The organism is Candidatus Zixiibacteriota bacterium (genome assembly GCA_029860345.1).
Lineage (GTDB): Bacteria > Zixibacteria > MSB-5A5 > GN15 > FEB-12 > JAJRTA01.
Map to the genome: position 1 here is coordinate 149746 of JAOUBJ010000009.1, position 15212 is coordinate 164957.

13 protein-coding genes are annotated in these 15212 nt (G+C 54.6%); 12 read left to right on the forward strand and 1 reads right to left on the reverse strand.

The features are described 5' to 3' along the window. Positions 1-63 precede the first annotated feature (63 nt). Genes aroF through OEV49_10895 form a run of 7 tightly spaced genes read left to right on the forward strand, consistent with a single transcriptional unit; the run spans position 64 to position 6971 of the window. Positions 64-1080 carry a 3-deoxy-7-phosphoheptulonate synthase gene (gene aroF, locus OEV49_10865; GenBank protein MDH3891573.1) on the forward strand — a complete coding sequence of 339 codons (1017 nt, stop codon included), beginning with the start codon at positions 64-66 and terminating at the stop codon, positions 1078-1080. After that, positions 1077-2420, forward strand: a complete 1344-nt coding sequence (gene aroA, locus OEV49_10870) for a 3-phosphoshikimate 1-carboxyvinyltransferase (protein ID MDH3891574.1) — start codon at positions 1077-1079, stop codon at positions 2418-2420. The genes aroF and aroA overlap by 4 nt, the downstream gene beginning before the upstream one ends. Further along, on the forward strand, positions 2417-3259 hold the full coding sequence (locus OEV49_10875) for a shikimate dehydrogenase (GenBank protein MDH3891575.1): 843 nt from the start codon (positions 2417-2419) through the stop codon (positions 3257-3259). Before aroA ends, OEV49_10875 begins: the two co-directional genes overlap by 4 nt. 42 nt (positions 3260-3301) lie before the next feature. Beyond that, positions 3302-3862 (forward strand): shikimate kinase, encoded by a 561-nt coding sequence (locus OEV49_10880; protein ID MDH3891576.1) that lies wholly within the window; start codon positions 3302-3304, stop codon positions 3860-3862. Beyond that, a complete protein-coding gene (aroB, locus tag OEV49_10885; protein MDH3891577.1) occupies positions 3843-4958 on the forward strand; it encodes a 3-dehydroquinate synthase in 1116 nt (371 codons plus the stop codon). Before OEV49_10880 ends, aroB begins: the two co-directional genes overlap by 20 nt. Further along, complete coding sequence (gene aroQ, locus OEV49_10890) at positions 4951-5391, forward strand: type II 3-dehydroquinate dehydratase (protein MDH3891578.1); 441 nt, start codon at positions 4951-4953, stop codon at positions 5389-5391. The genes aroB and aroQ overlap by 8 nt, the downstream gene beginning before the upstream one ends. Continuing rightward, entirely contained in the window at positions 5391-6971 is a 1581-nt protein-coding gene (locus tag OEV49_10895; GenBank protein ID MDH3891579.1) for a hypothetical protein, read from the forward strand. The genes aroQ and OEV49_10895 overlap by 1 nt, the downstream gene beginning before the upstream one ends. A gap of 26 nt (positions 6972-6997) precedes the next feature. On the opposite strand, the gene OEV49_10900 is transcribed toward OEV49_10895, so the two are convergent. Then, entirely contained in the window at positions 6998-7648 is a 651-nt protein-coding gene (locus tag OEV49_10900; protein MDH3891580.1) for a hypothetical protein, read from the reverse strand. Positions 7649-7837: 189 nt separating this feature from the next. Here OEV49_10900 and OEV49_10905 point away from each other — a divergent pair, with 189 nt between their 5' ends. The 5 genes from OEV49_10905 to OEV49_10925 all read left to right on the forward strand — a co-directional run bounded on the left by OEV49_10905 (position 7838) and on the right by OEV49_10925 (position 15160). After that, on the forward strand, positions 7838-9187 hold the full coding sequence (locus OEV49_10905; protein MDH3891581.1) for an MATE family efflux transporter: 1350 nt from the start codon (positions 7838-7840) through the stop codon (positions 9185-9187). A gap of 87 nt (positions 9188-9274) precedes the next feature. Further along, positions 9275-10060, forward strand: coding sequence for a fumarylacetoacetate hydrolase family protein (locus OEV49_10910; protein ID MDH3891582.1), 786 nt, complete (start codon positions 9275-9277; stop codon positions 10058-10060). Between the two features lie 90 nt (positions 10061-10150). Next, on the forward strand, positions 10151-11335 hold the full coding sequence (locus OEV49_10915; protein MDH3891583.1) for an alanyl-tRNA editing protein: 1185 nt from the start codon (positions 10151-10153) through the stop codon (positions 11333-11335). A 3-nt stretch (positions 11336-11338) separates the two neighbouring features. Further along, positions 11339-14743 carry a putative LPS assembly protein LptD gene (locus OEV49_10920; GenBank protein ID MDH3891584.1) on the forward strand — a complete coding sequence of 1135 codons (3405 nt, stop codon included), beginning with the start codon at positions 11339-11341 and terminating at the stop codon, positions 14741-14743. A 141-nt stretch (positions 14744-14884) separates the two neighbouring features. Next, the gene (locus OEV49_10925; protein MDH3891585.1) at positions 14885-15160 is read left to right on the forward strand and encodes an HU family DNA-binding protein; all 276 of its coding nucleotides are present in this window, start codon (positions 14885-14887) and stop codon (positions 15158-15160) included. The last annotated feature ends 52 nt before the right edge of the window (positions 15161-15212 follow it).

Genomic DNA, 15212 nt, shown 5'->3' on the forward strand with positions numbered 1-15212 from the left:
TTGTACTATATTAATGATCGCTGGTTTCAATTCTGAGACGCATTACCGCATCAGGAGTCATAGATGTTAATTGTAATGGAATTAGGCGCCACCACCGAAATGGTGGACAATGTATGCCGTGAGATCGAAAAGGCCGGTCTTAAGGCGCACCCTATGCCCGGCGCCATACGCACCGCCATCGGCATAACCGGAAACAAAGCACAAGTTGATGCCGATCACCTTGAGGCTCAGGTGGGCGTGAAGGAAATCATCCACGTCACCAAACCGTTCAAGCTGGTGAGTCGGGAGTTCTATCCCGAAAACAGCGTGATCGACGTCAACGGGATTTTGATCGGCGGGAAGAACCTGGTCACTATGGTGGGTCCTTGTGCGGTGGAGACTCGTGATCAGTGCATGATTATTGCTGAGAAAGTGGCTGCTTCCGGCGCTCAGATTTTTCGGGGCGGAGCCTATAAGCCTCGCACCTCGCCATATAGTTTTCAGGGTCTGGAAGAAGCCGGTTTGAAGATACTAGCCGAAGTACGCGAGAAATTCGGTATGGCCATCATCACCGAGGCTATTGACACCGAGGTATTGGCATTGGTGTCGGAGTACGCCGATATCGTTCAGATAGGCGCGCGCAACATGCAGAATTTCTCGTTGCTCAAAAAAGCCGGTCGCCAGCCCAAGCCGGTGATGCTCAAACGTGGTATGTCGGCAACGCTTGAGGAGTTTCTGATGGCCGCCGAATACATTATGAGCGAAGGCAACCGCAATGTTATTCTGTGCGAACGCGGCGTGCGCACTTTCGCCGACCACACGCGCAATACGCTCGACCTGTCGGCCGTGCCGTATGTTAAACGAACCAGCCATCTGCCGATCATTGTCGATCCCAGTCACGGAACCGGCAAAGCACACAAAGTTCTACCGTTGTCACGAGCGGCTATCGCCACCGGGGCCGACGGTTTGATGATCGAGGTGCATCATGATCCAGCCAACGCTCTCTCCGACGGTCCGCAGTCATTGACGCCCGACAAATTTGACGCGCTGATGAAGGAGGTGCGAGCGATCGGAGCCGTACTGGGCAGGACCTGCGAATGAGAAGGATCGTCAAGTCAGTTCGGAAAGTCGGGGGAACCATCAGTCTGCCGGGTGACAAGTCTATCGCCCATCGAGCTGCGCTGTTCTCAATACTTTCCCAGGGACCGATCACGATCCGCAATTTCCCCAACGGCGCTGATTGCCAAAGGTCGCTGGCCGCGGCGCAAACGCTGGGGGTCAAGGTCGACCGCGGCGACAATGAGCTCATCCTGACGCCACCTGAAGCACGAGCTGTTGACGAGGGAACCAACATTGATTGCGGCAACTCGGGCACGACCGTGCGTCTGTTAGCCGGTATCCTGGCCGGTTCGCAGGTAGAAGCAACGCTGGTCGGCGATGAGTCTTTGAGTCAACGACCGATGAAACGCATCATCGATCCGCTCACGGCCATGGGCGCCGAATTGTTTGCCGAAAACGGCACGCTACCAATGAGAATACGTGGACGTCGGCTTGGCGCGCTGGAGTACCGTATGCCGGTGGCCTCGGCGCAGGTCAAGTCGGCCCTCTTGCTGGCCGGGATGGCCTCGTCATGTTCGGTCGTCGTCCGTGAGGACATCATAACGCGAGACCACACCGAGATCATGATGCAGGAACTCGGCAATGGATTGAGCGTCAAAGATATCAAAGCAGTGGCGGTGGCCGATCCGGACGATCCCCGCAAACGTCGCATGCAGCGACCGGAACCGTACAAGAGAGAAATACAGCTTCAACCGGGAGCCGTACTCAACGGCGGACTAATCGATATTCCCGGTGACTTTTCGACGGCTGTCTTTTTTATGGGAGCGGCGGCTATTTCGGGCTATTCGCTGACCGTTGCCAATGTCGGCTTGAATCCCACTCGCACCGTCATGCTTGATCATCTCAAGGCGGTGGGTTGCAGTGTGCAGGTGAATAATCGCGCCGTTGTTTCGGGAGAAGTTCGCGGCGACGTCACAGTGACCGGAGCGCCGCTGAAAGCCCGCAAGATATCCGGCGACACCACGGTCGGACTGATCGATGAAATACCGATGGTGGCGGTAATGGCCGCTTTCGCTTCGGGCACTACGATCATACGCGACGCCGGGGAGTTACGGGTCAAGGAATCCGACCGCCTTATGGCTGTGACCGAAAACCTCAAGAGCATCGGCATCAAGGTCGGTTTGTTGGAGGACGGTCTGGCCATCGAAGGCGGCAAAGATCTAAATGGAGCCGACTTCAAAAGTTTCGGCGACCATCGAATCGCCATGGCCTTTTCAATCGCCGGTCTGTTTCTGCACGGTTCCTCATCGATAGACGACGATGCTTCGGTGGCGGTCAGTTGTCCCGACTTTTATGATTTGTTAGGTCAGGTCACGCAATGACAGCACCCTATCGCTTCGGACTGGTTGGTCACAACGTCGGCTACTCGAAATCGTCTGAGATTTTTGAGGCGATTTTCAAACATCTGGCCGCGGATGGGTCGTTTGAAGTGTTTAACATCGCCACCGAACATTTCGCCGAGCAGTTTCATAAGTTGATTGAATCCGGCGTGCAGGGACTGTCCGTCACCATACCATACAAGAGCAAAGTAATCACCTTCCTGGACGATCTGGACCCGGTTGCTCGTGCCCTCCAGGCTGTCAACTCGATCCACTTCAATGGGGGAGCATGCTGTGGATTCAATACCGATTGCTATGGTTTCTCCTTGCCCTTGCACCCACATGCCGAACGGCTCAAGAACGGGTCTGCGCTGATCCTCGGGGCCGGCGGCGGAGCCAGGGCCGTGGTCTATGCGCTGCACACCGACTATGAAATCGGTTGCTGCACAGTGATGGCCCGCGACAGCACCCGGCTGAAATCGTTCAAGCAGGAATTGGTCAAACAACTGCCGAACATTCGTATCAGCACGCGCCAGTTTGCCAACAACAAGAAGTCTGAACGAGACACCTGGGATATCGTGGTCAATTGCACGCCACTGGGAGGTTGGAACCATCCGACTGATTCACCACTCCCGGAATGGCTGGACTGGACAGCGGTGCGACTCTATTATGATCTGAATTACAACGTCGACAACAGCCTGACCCGGGAGGCCGAGCGGGCAGAGATTCCGTATCTGGATGGCTCGGCCATGCTGGTGGGCCAGGCGTTGCAGTCGTTTTATATCTGGACCGGCCTTAAAGTGCCGTTCGAGCCGATATACTCAAAAGTCTTCGGTGACTGAACGTAAGCACGTACTGATGAGGAGCCCATCCTTTTGGTGACTATGCCGCCAAGAACTGTTTTTCTTATCGGATTCTCAGGTTCCGGCAAATCTACCATTGGACCGCCGTTGGCCCGAAAGCTAAAGGCTGAGTTTTTCGACACCGATGCTATGATTGAAAAGCAAACCGGCCGCACGATTTCGGATTTGATCATGCAAAAGGGTGAGACCTTTTTCAGAACCTTGGAGCACAAGACGATTCGACGATTACTCCGGTCCGAGTCTAGCAAGGTTGTCGCCCTCGGTGGTGGCGCTTTTGTCCGGCGAGGCGTTCGCGAACTGATTGACACGAAGGGAATCGTGGTTTATCTGAGTTGTCCTGTCCGCGAACTGTATCGAAGGTTGCGCCTGGCCAGTGATCGTCCATTACTGGAAGGTCGACCTCGGGTTGGCGAGACGGACAAGCAGGCGAAACTGAGGAGAATGAGCACGTTGCTCAATCAAAGAAATAGCAGCTACTCGAAGGCGCACGTCAGGGTGTCAACCGCCAACAAGAGCCTGACCGATTGCGTTCAGGAAGTGTACCGAAAGGTGAGAGAGCTAAATGCCCGATCTTCGCGTTAGAGTATCCAGTGGTCAATATCCGATCGCGGTGGTATCGAAAAAACCGGACCGGCTGCGCACGTTGCTGGCTAAAGCATGCACAAGCGACAGGTTATTTGTTTTTTACGACGCCCAATTCTATGCGCTGCACGCCGCGTCGCTGCGTAAGTCGCTCACAGCGCCCGGTCGGCGTCTGATTGAATTGGTCTTACCGTCGGGGGAAAAGACCAAGTCCAGCGCGACTCTGGAGAAAGTGTATTCATTCCTGCTTGCGGAGAAGATCAGCCGCGACGACTTTGTTCTGGCCGTCGGCGGTGGGGTTACTTCCGATCTGATCGGCTACGCCGCCGCCACGACACTGCGCGGAATCCGATGGGGTGTGGTGCCGACCACACTGCTGGGTATGGTGGACGCCGCGATCGGCGGCAAGACCGGCATCAATCATAGGCAAGGCAAGAATCTTATCGGTGCTTTCTGGCATCCGCGTTTTGTGTATGTCGACACCTGGTGGACAAATACTTTGGCGGCCCGTCAGATGATGGCCGGCATGGGAGAAGTTGTAAAATACGCCGGGCTGACCGGCCAACCGATGCTTAAGTTGACAGAGGGTTGGGTGCAGAGTTCCAGCCGCCTGAGTCAGCCCGTGCTTACTAAATTGGTCAAGTACTCGGTCGCCTGCAAGGCGGACATAGTGACCAGGGACGAACGTGAACGCAATGTTCGAATGTTTCTGAATCTCGGTCACACCGTGGGACATGCCATCGAAAAGGCAGCCGGTTACGGACGGCTTTTGCACGGCGAGGCGGTGATTCTGGGCCTCTGGGCGGCGATTGAGCTGAGTTGCAGCCTGAAGCAGTCACGAAGGCGCTATTTGGATGGCTACCGACGGAACATTGAGTGTCTGGTGCGCCGTCTGCCAAAGGTCAAATTACAGTCAAAGAAAATTGCTGAGGCCATGAGTCTCGACAAGAAACGGCGGGGTGATGACATCAGATTTGTCTTGCTGGACCGTCCTGGAAAGCCCTTTATTGCCGATAACGTTCCTGGAAGAACTATCCGCGCTGTGATAGAGCGGAGCCTAACGATGTATGATCGCCTTGGAGGCAGGGATGCGTAGAATCCTGATCGTCAACGGACCCAATCTCAATTTGCTCGGACGACGTGAACCGGAAATTTACGGTGCCGATTCGCTTGAGGACATCAACGAGAAACTGCGCGCCTGTGCCGACGAACTTAAGTTGCAGGTCGAGTTTTTCCAGTCGAACTCAGAAGGTGCCATAATCGACTTTTTGCACACAGAGGGATTCGAGGCCGACGGGTTGGTAATCAACGCCGGCGCCTTCACACACTACAGCTACGCCATCCGAGATGCAATCTCCGCCGTGGGTATTACTACGATAGAAGTTCATCTTTCGAATATCTACAGCAGGGAAGAGTTCCGCCATAAATCGGTTATCGCACCGGTCTGTCGAGGTCACATTGTCGGCTTCGGCGCCGAGGGCTATTTCATGGCGCTGGCTCACTTTGCCCAATCCGGGAAGGACACTTGATGCGCCGCCCGGTCATATTGATCCTGTTTGGGCTGGGCATGGCCTCGGTTTTGCCATCGTGCACGCAACAGCAGTTGAGCCGCGAGAGCGTGATTGAGGTCCTGGACTCAATTGAGCATAAACTCCAGTGGGTCGACTATCGTATATCCGAAGAGCAGTGGGCGTATAACACCAACGGCTTTTCTGATTCACTACAGTTCTTCGGGCACTTGTATGACAGGCTCGTCCTTACCGACCCTGCCTACGATCTCCTGCGACGAGGCAGCAGTTTGCTGAATGATGAAGTCGATGCACGGCGAGCCCAGCTTGTACTCTCACGTCTCCAGTTGGCCAGGATCGAAGCTCACCCGGAACTGATCGCGCTTCGAGAATCCTCGAACGAACAAAGGCTTCAGGCAAAACCGTTTCGGAGGAATCCTCTTGACCACCTGTTCGCATCGGAAGATTATGGGGCATTGAAGGACCCGGCTCGCCGCCAGTCATCTTTCATTGTCGGCCTCAGTTCGGACCCGCAACGAGAAAAGACAATGGGGCGGTTGGTAAGATTGCGTAATCAACTGGCTCGGCGGGAAGGATACAACAACTTCTTTGCTCTGTCGGCGGCCGGACTCAGGATAGAGGTGCCGGCCTACTTGCAATTGTTGGATCAACTCGAACAGGCCAGCCGCGAAACATATAGCGATATGCTGGAAGGACTGGATTCCGGCCCGGACGGCCGCCCGGTTGAAATATGGGATATTGGACTCTTGCTTCAGCATGAAGCGGAACGTGAGTTGGAGAGATACTTTCCTCAGGACTCACAATTCACATTCGTCCATCGCACATTTGACTCTTTGGGTTTCTCACTGAAGCAGTTGCCGCTGTACGTACACACTCAGTCGACCGGTGGCGGGCAAGTGCAGTGTCTGCCGATCAAGTCACCGCACGATGTACGTATATGGGGTCAGGTCTCCGGGGGCGTCGGTTCTTCGGGGGCGTTGCTGGGTCAGATAGGACAGGCTCTGCATGCTCTGAGCATTTCGCAGGATCGCGCCCTATTCGTCAATGAGAGCCATCCACACTGGCGCGACGGAATCAGCCGTCTGTTTGCATCGCTGATCTCGGAGTCTCCCTGGCTGGAGCGATACGCCAACGTCCCTCCGTCGGTGGCAGAGCGGTTTCGGTCCTCAGAACAAAAGGCGCGAATTGTCTGGTTGCGAATACTGCTTGCTCATCTGAAATTCGAGCATGAGATGTACACCGATTCCGACCGCGACCTGAATCAACTTTATTGGAGTACCATCGAACAGTTTTTGATGATTCCACGGCACGAAGAGCTGGTCATCTGGCCGCTGGTCGAGGTGTTCACCCACCATCCGGTCAAGCTTCAGGCGGCATTGTACGGTGACTTGATCGCGGCTCAAACCAGTGCTTACATTGAAAAGCAATATGGTTCTCTGACGGGAAGCAATGAAGCCTACTCGTTTCTCGTCCAGAATTACATGCGCTTCGGTAGTCGCTATCCATGGGAGGAATTACTGGAGCGTGGTACCGGTGAACCTCTGAATCCGCAGCATTTCATTGCGCGCTTGGGTTTGTGAGCACCACCGCAGTTGCAGACTGCAATCTAAAAGCCAAGTCCGAAGGCCGCTTCAAATCCCACACAAGCAGCGTTGAACCCAATCTCGGTTCGCCTATTGGGTAGACTATTCCCTTCGGTGAAAGCATACTTGTAAAAGAGCTCAAAGCGAGCATTCGTGGTGGCACCTGTAAAGTAGAACTGTCCAATGCCAACTCGAATGAACGGGTGCCTGCCCAGACTACGGTTTCCACTCATCCAACGGTAATGGCCTGATACCGAACCGACTTCAAGTTTGGTGAAGAGCGATGAACGACTGTCAGGTGCGAATCGATAAAGCCCATAACCACCGATCGACTCGATTCTGGCCGGAGAAAGACCGGTCCCCCTGCCGACGCGCCACACAGCTTCCAAACTGAGCCCGATTCCCAGACGAGGTGAGAAGTATCTTTCAAGCGAGACTCCACCACCAAATAGAATCAGTTCAGCTCGGGCGTCATTGTAGCCACCCAAGAGATCGGCAACCGGTCCAACGAGCATTCCACTTGTCAGTTTCGGAACGAACATGTAACTAGTGTGACGGATATTGAACACTTTCCCTGCCGGTTTGGAGAGCCGCGGACGTTCGGCATTGATGCTGCCTGCGAGGCAGAGCGTCAATGCTGTAAGGAGAACGGAAGTCGTCAGTTGATGTTTCAAAGTTATTACCTCCACTTCAATTCATGCACTCACTGCTATATGATAATTACAGGCCGGTGGGAAGGCAAGGCCAATAGATTAGACTACCGTTGCGGCACGAAATTGCTTGTAGCCCTTGATCTGCCGCCTTAGTTTGTGCCGGTTGTCGATTGCCGACGATCTTTACCGGACGATGACAAGGAACCGACTATGAACAAAACCGACAACATTACCAGTGGTCCCATCACGCGCACGGTGTTTTCTTTGGCCGTGCCGGTGGTGTTGGGCATGTTGATGGAATTCGCGCTGGCCAGCACCGACTATTTCTGGGTCGGCAAACTGGGCGCTACGGCGCAGGATGCCATCACCTCATCGATGGTTGTCATCTGGACAATTTTCGCTACGATCAGTCTGGTGAGTGTCGGTGTCACGGCTTTGGTGGCGCGATATGTCGGAGCCAAAGAGCTGGACCGGGTCGTCTTCTACATTCGACAGGGTGTGGCCATGGCGATCGGTATGGCCTTGCTGTTTTCAGTCGCTGGTTATTTTCTCACACCCTCAATGCTCAGATTCATGGACACCGGTGATGCGACCATGCTGCACGCCGTGCCCTATCTGCGCATCTTCTTTCTGTCATCGGTGTTTTTCTTCCTGACCGATACTGCTTATGCTGTCTTTCGCGCCTCCGGTGATACGCGGACCCCGACTAAGGTCAGCGTGATGGTCGTGCTGTTGAATATGGCGCTGGACCCACTTTTGATTTTTGGATGGGGTCCGGTGCCGGCCTTAGGCGTGGCCGGGGCCAGTCTTGCCTCGGCTATCGCCCTGGGTGTGGGTAGTACTACCATAATCGTGCGAATGTTGCGCGGTGGCTTGGGGTACAAAGTGACGGGCCTGGTTTCACGGCTGCCTCAGTTTGGGCATCTGCTGAAGATTGCCAAGATCGGTCTGCCGGTCAGCACGCAACAGTTTGTGTTTATCTTCGTCTATTGGTTTTTGATCAAGATCGTCCACCAGTTCGGCGAAACAGCGGCGGCGGCCATGGGTATAGGTAATCGGATGGAGTCGTTCTCCTATCTGACCTGTTACGGTTTTTCGGTAGCGGCTTCGACCATGGTTGGTCAGAATCTGGGAGCCAAACAACCGGATCGTGCGGCGCGCTGTGCCTGGGGCGCCACCGGCACGGCGGTCGGGATCACTTTTATCATTTCGCTATTGTTTATCTTCCTACCGAAAGGGATAGCGTCGATATTCACCGACGATCCGGTAGTGCTGGAAATCGCCATCGACTACCTGATAATCCTCGGTCTTTCGCAGATGACCATGGCCTTGGAAATTGTCCTTGAAGGCGCTTTCGGCGGCGCGGGCGACACGGTGCCGCCGATGGTTGTGATGATCCCCGGATCGGCCATCCGAGTACCCTTGGCCTACTACCTATGTTTCAATCTTGACTGGGGAATCAACGGTGTCTGGTGGACGTTGACGATTACTTCCGGCTTTAAGGCTTTGCTGCTATCGCTCTGGTTCAAACGCGGGAAGTGGAAACTGAAAGAGGTATGAGACACATGGACTCCGAACAACTTGTTGATTCTGCCAGGGCAGCCAGCCTATACTAACACCAAGTAGCGGTTTAACACAAGGATGAACATGCCAAAAAGATTTGTGCGTTTTGACAACCCTGAGAGCAAATCGGCTGAGTACGGAAAGATCGAAAACGACCGTGTATTTGCTCTCGATCCTGCTTCCGGAGAACCTGCCGGAGATGCCGATCAAGGCTTTGCGCTGACCGATGTCAAACTACTGGCGCCGGTTGAACCGTCGAAGATCGTTTGCATCGGTCTAAACTACCACGCTCACGTGGCGGCCTCGCAGTCGGCTGACAACGCACCCAAACAGCCGTTGATTTTTCTAAAACCGCCATCGTCGGTTATCGGACCGGGGGATGCAATCGTGCACACGGCACAATCGGAACGAGTCGACTATGAGGCGGAACTTGGCGTGGTCGTCGGTCGCACAGCCAAAAATGTGTCACGCCGGGATGCTGACAAGTTCATTCTCGGCCTGACCTGTGTCAACGATGTTACCGCTCGCGATCTGCAGAAGAAAGACGGTCAATGGAGTCGAGCCAAAGGTTTTGACACTTTTTGTCCAGTGGGTCCCTGGATCATCACCGGCGTTGACTACAGTGATGTCCTGGTCGAAGGGATTCTGAACGGAGAGGTGATGCAATCGGGTCGCACCTCGTTGATGATTTTCGACATACCGTACCTGATCAGCTACGTTTCGTCAATCATGACTCTTTATCCCGGTGACCTGATCTCCACCGGAACACCGGCCGGGATAGCACCGATGAAACCCGGCGATGAGATCGAGGTGCGGATCGAAAACGTAGGCTCGCTGACCAATCCGATAGCGGCCCCGGGAGCAGTCTGATAATGAACCTCGTCTGCCAACAGGTGTATGACAGGTGGAGCGGCTCGATATGTCGCGGGATGGATTCTCTGAGCGGGTAATAAGGAAGGTATGACCGAAAGACTCTACTATCACGACAGCGGCTTGCTTACGTTCCAGGCAACAATCGTCGGTAGCCGGGACGAGGACGGCCGGAGTGTTACCGTTCTGGACCGGTCCGCTTTTTATCCAACCTCGGGCGGTCAACAGTTCGACACCGGTCGTTTGAACGACTGTGACATAATCGACGTAAGCGAAACCGAAGACGGCCAGGTACGACATTACTCGGTGCAAAGAGTCGGTGAGGTTGGAGATGAAGTGGCAGGCCTGGTTGATCGTGATCGCCGCCGCCGGCATTGCTGTCTGCACACCGGTCAACATATACTCAGCCATGTCTCTATGCAGTTGTATGAATTGAAGACCGTTTCGGTGCACCTCGGCGACGAGTATGGTGCCGTTGAGCTGGACGGCGGCAGTCTGTCGCCTGAGGATATCATCAGGCTGGAGCTGCGGGCCAATGAAATCGTTGGTCGGGCGCACCCGGTAGAGATCATTTTTGCCGAGGGGGACGAGCTGGCCGCGCTGCCGTTAAGGAAACCGCCCAAGCGTAGCGGCAGGATACGAGTCATCAACATCGGTGACTTCGAATACTCCGCCTGCGGTGGGACGCACTGCGCCAACTCGTCTGAGATAGGCGTCGTGAAGATAATCGGCGTGGAAAAGATTCGTGGACATGTTCTCATAAAGTTTCTGGTTGGTGTGCAAGCATTCGATGACTATTGCGCACGCTTCGAGGTTACTTCGGAGTTGGCCCGGAAGTTCACCTGCCATTACAAAGACCTGCCGGAGAAGATTGAATCTCTCACCGGCCAACAAAAGGAACTCAAGCAGGAACTGGTCGGTCTCTACAAAGAGATACTGCCCATCCGAGCCGACAAACTTGCCGCACCGGTAATCGCCAAAGAGGGCCGTTTACTGGGCGCCGAATCTGATCTGCCCGGTGCCCGTCTGATGTCTCAGTTGGCCCAGTTGATCGCCGAGAGAATCCACGGGGTGGCGCTGCTGAGCCGCGAGAACCGCCTGGTACTGGCCGTGGCCGAGGAGAGTCCCTTTGATGCCCGGAAACTGGCGGCCCAGCTTAGTGAGAGATTCGGTGTCAAAGGAGGCGGTAATCGTCTTCTGGCCCAGGTGGGTGGTGCTGAATCTACAATGCTTCGGGAATATGAGATGTTTGTCAAAGGACTTATTGAGGAGTAACTGATGTTCTTGCGTGTGCTCGGACTGGTGTTCATGATTGCAGCGGTTGCCATTGCGACCGACGATGCACCTTCCGATATCACGCTGACAGATATGGACGAGTTGGAGGTCCTGCTCAGGGACGGCAAGTATCTTTCATACATCACCGGCAACGTCGTTTTTGAAACTCAGACGGGAAAGATCTATTGTGATTCAGCAGTTTGGTCGCAGGAGGAGTTTGTCAGGCTTAACGGCAACGTCCGTGTGGTCGACTCAGGTTACAGTCTGATCGCCGACTCGGTCCTTTATGATCTGGTGGACTCGCTGGCCTTTGCATGGGGGGAGAGGGTGGAACTTTGGTCGTTTGATGATTCGGTCTATGCGGTCGGTCCGTATGCCGTGGTTGATCGGCGGTCCGACGATTTCTTTATGAACCAGCGACCCCTTTTGTATCTCAAGTATCCGGACAGTTCAACCATGGTGGAAGTGCTGGCCGACTCCGTTGTCTACCTGGGCGACTCTTCTTTGGCCACGGCGGTGGGGGACGTTGTTATTTCCTCTTCGGAGTTCTCTTCCACCTCTGGATTTGCCCGCATGCACGGCGAGGGCGACAGCCTCACCTTGCGCGAATTTCCCACAGCCGAACGGGGAGGATCGAAACTATCGGGCGGCCTGATCACCGTTGGCTATGAAGACGATCTGATCCGCAAGATTGTCGTCGTGGACTCGGCCCATGGTGACTTTACCGAAGCGGTCGATTCGGGCGGTCTGTTCACGGATCGCTCCGTTCTTTCCGGTGGACGGATAGAAATGGACTTTGCAAAAGGCATGCTCAGCCGGATCACCTGCACCGAACAGGCTTACTCCTGGTATTACCCATCATCGCGCGGCGGCACCGAGTTCAACGAGAATTCGGTGTCGGGCGACACTATCCGCTTTCGGGTCGACAACGAGCGTCTGTTGGCTGTCGACGTCAAGGGTGGCGCTATCGGAACCTTTGTGAACGGTCGCCTGGTGCCGGGCGACACGGTGGTCATCACCTCAGCCGACACGGTCGACTATGATGCCCGATACATTGAGTACAATCTGGTGGACTCGACCATCAGCCTCCATGATGGCAGCCATGTAACTTCCGGCCCGGTCGCGCTGGCCGCTCAGCGAATTCTGTTCGACACGCGGGGCAGTATTATCGAAGCGTTCTCAGCCGCCCTTGAGCCTGAAGTCGAGGACAGCAGTGAAAGTTCCGAAGATAAACCGCGGTTACAGCCCAACGAGCTCCCGGTCGAATTAAAAGATGGTGACCAGGTGATGCACGGCAACTATCTTGAGTATTCTCTTCAAACCAAGAAGGGACGAATCGTAAAATCAAAATCAGCCTACGACAAGGGTTTCTATTACGGCGACAAGCTCTTTCGAGAACAGGAGGATATCTTCTACATCGAAGAGGGCATCTACACAACTTGTGACCTGGAGGACCCGCATTTTCATTTTCGGTCCAGCGATCTCAAACTGATCGAAGGGGATAAACTGATCGCCCGGCCGGTGGTATTCTATCTGGGGCAGGTGCCCTTGCTGGCCATACCGTACTATGTTTTTCCCCTTGAACGGGGTCGACACTCCGGCTTCCTGCCGTTTACTTTCGGTAACTTCGAGCGCGGCGTGCGCTATGTGAGGGATATCGGATACTACTGTGCGGCCTCGGAGTACTGGGACTGGCGCGGCTCGGTGGACTATTACGACAATCGCGACACCTGGACAATAAACTCACGCCTGCGGTTTGCCAAGCGGTACGTCATCGAGAACACTCACATCACCGGCTCGTTCACTCGCGAGAACCAGTATAACAGCCTCACAACGACTGAGGGCAGGCGGGATCGATGGGCGATCAAGGGTGCCTACAATCACAACATTCTGCCATCTCTGGCTCTTAAGGCTTTCGGCGAGTATCAGTCCGACAATACATACTTCACCGACTATTCGCCCAACCTCGATGAACAACTGAACCGGTCGCTGAAGTCTCAGGCCACACTGTCCAAGAAATTCGACAATGGAGTCTCGGCCACCGCCACTGTTTCGCACACTGAAAATCTGGACTTTGCCACCCGTCGCGACCAGCTTCCGGCGGCGTCGGTTTCTTTGCCGACTATATTTGTGTTCGGAAACGGTAGTCGCGATGCCGACGGCCAGCTTCAGCAAAAGTGGTATCACAGTTTTGCCTTCCGGTATTCGCCCAGTTTGCTGAATTTCTCCAGCCGCAAGACCGATACCACCGTCTATGAGAGCTACTATCTGGATAACGACACCGTCGTCACCACCGAGACCAAGCGTGCCTTTCGCAGCCGCAAAAAGTATGTCAGCGTGACGCACAAGCCGTCGCTTACACTTCCGCGCATCAAGCTGGGGCCGTATGTGAACATCGTGCCCGGCTTTGGATATAGTGAGACCTGGGTCAGGATCATTCGTACCGATCAGTCAGACTCAGCCGGGGTGGAGCCGGGGACCTACCGAACCTACACCTGGAACGCCGGCGTCTCTGCTTCGACCAAGCTATACGGGACTATCCATCCCAACATCGGCGGCCTTCTCGGACTGCGCCATGTAATAACCCCCAGCATCACTTATGGCTACCGGCCGGAAGTGGACCGCCATCCGGAAATCCGCAGGTACGCAGCCGGTGTTTCAAGTACCAAGAGTTCGTCGCTGGCCGTATCTCTCAGTCAGGACTTTCAGGCCAAGGTCAAATCCGGCGACGCCGAGCGCAGCCTGAATCTACTAAATCTGAAAACCGGCTTTGGCTACAATTTCGAGGCCGATGAGAAACCGCTGAGTAATCTGATCACCAGTTTCCAGTCGACCGCTGTGCCCAATTTATCTGTGAGTGGCGGAATAACGCACTCTTTTTATGACCCGGACACTGATGAACTGGAGTTTTGGTCCCCTTTTCGCCAAAGCTTCAATGTCAGAACCAGTCTGAACCTGAAGGGCGTTTTCCCGTTCTTTGACGATGTAAGCACTGTTCCGCAAGGGGCGGATTCAGCTTCGCAGTTGGGCGATCAGTCGGTCGGTTCAGCCGGCGGCGGCGGCAAGGGTAGTTGGGCCTGCAAGCTGGACTACAGCTATTCAGAGTCCGGGCGCGGTGCAGGGTGGAGCAAAACGAGTTCGTTCTTTGTCCAAACGACCATTAATTTCAACTTAACCCCAACAACACGTGTTACTTACACTCAACGATACGACTTTCTCAGGAGCAAGACAATCAGCAACCGGGTCAATATCGTGAAGAAGTTGCACTGCTGGAGTGGGTCATTGTACTGGGTGCCGGTCGGCCCAAATCGCGGTTTTGGCTTCAAGCTGTTTGTCACCGAGATGCCCGAGATCAAGATCGACAACGGTCACGACAGCTTCACCTCCGGCCTTCAGTCTTTCCGGTAGACCCCAAAAACGCAAAAAAACCCGGAAAAAGGGGGTTTTCAGCGTTGTTTTATGTTGACAGGCTATATGGAGCGGTGTTTTCTGATGAAGCAACAATTAGTAACCGATAAACCCTTTACCGACCCATGGAGGGGTAGAGAGATGACGAAAGATGAAATGATCGCCTTAATGGCGACCGAATCAGGGATCAACAAACGCCAGGCCGGGCAGGCCCTGCAGGCGTTCATGTCGGGTGTTACCGGCCAACTCAAGAAGGGCCAGAAGGTCAGCTTTGCTGGTTTTGGAACCTTCACGATCTCCAAACGCAAGGCTCGCACTGGTCGTAATCCGCAAACCGGCGCCGCGATCAACATTCCGGCCACCAAGGTTCCCGTGTTCAGAGCGGGGAAACATCTGAAACTGGCCGTCAAAAAGTAAAGATACGTTCGTGGATCGCAAACGGCAGGGATGCATTTCTCTGCCGTTTTTA

Excerpts from the sequence above, each read along its gene's own strand:
- aroF (MDH3891573.1), top strand. The coding sequence starts at position 64 with ATGTTAATTGTAATGGAATTAGGCGCCACCACCGAAATGGTGGACAAT.
- aroA (MDH3891574.1), top strand. The coding sequence starts at position 1,077 with ATGAGAAGGATCGTCAAGTCAGTTCGGAAAGTCGGGGGAACCATCAGT.
- OEV49_10875 (MDH3891575.1), top strand. The coding sequence starts at position 2,417 with ATGACAGCACCCTATCGCTTCGGACTGGTTGGTCACAACGTCGGCTAC.
- OEV49_10880 (MDH3891576.1), top strand. The coding sequence starts at position 3,302 with ATGCCGCCAAGAACTGTTTTTCTTATCGGATTCTCAGGTTCCGGCAAA.
- aroB (MDH3891577.1), top strand. The coding sequence starts at position 3,843 with ATGCCCGATCTTCGCGTTAGAGTATCCAGTGGTCAATATCCGATCGCG.
- aroQ (MDH3891578.1), top strand. The coding sequence starts at position 4,951 with ATGCGTAGAATCCTGATCGTCAACGGACCCAATCTCAATTTGCTCGGA.
- OEV49_10895 (MDH3891579.1), top strand. The coding sequence starts at position 5,391 with ATGCGCCGCCCGGTCATATTGATCCTGTTTGGGCTGGGCATGGCCTCG.
- OEV49_10905 (MDH3891581.1), top strand. The coding sequence starts at position 7,838 with ATGAACAAAACCGACAACATTACCAGTGGTCCCATCACGCGCACGGTG.
- OEV49_10910 (MDH3891582.1), top strand. The coding sequence starts at position 9,275 with ATGCCAAAAAGATTTGTGCGTTTTGACAACCCTGAGAGCAAATCGGCT.
- OEV49_10915 (MDH3891583.1), top strand. The coding sequence starts at position 10,151 with ATGACCGAAAGACTCTACTATCACGACAGCGGCTTGCTTACGTTCCAG.
- OEV49_10920 (MDH3891584.1), top strand. The coding sequence starts at position 11,339 with ATGTTCTTGCGTGTGCTCGGACTGGTGTTCATGATTGCAGCGGTTGCC.
- OEV49_10925 (MDH3891585.1), top strand. The coding sequence starts at position 14,885 with ATGACGAAAGATGAAATGATCGCCTTAATGGCGACCGAATCAGGGATC.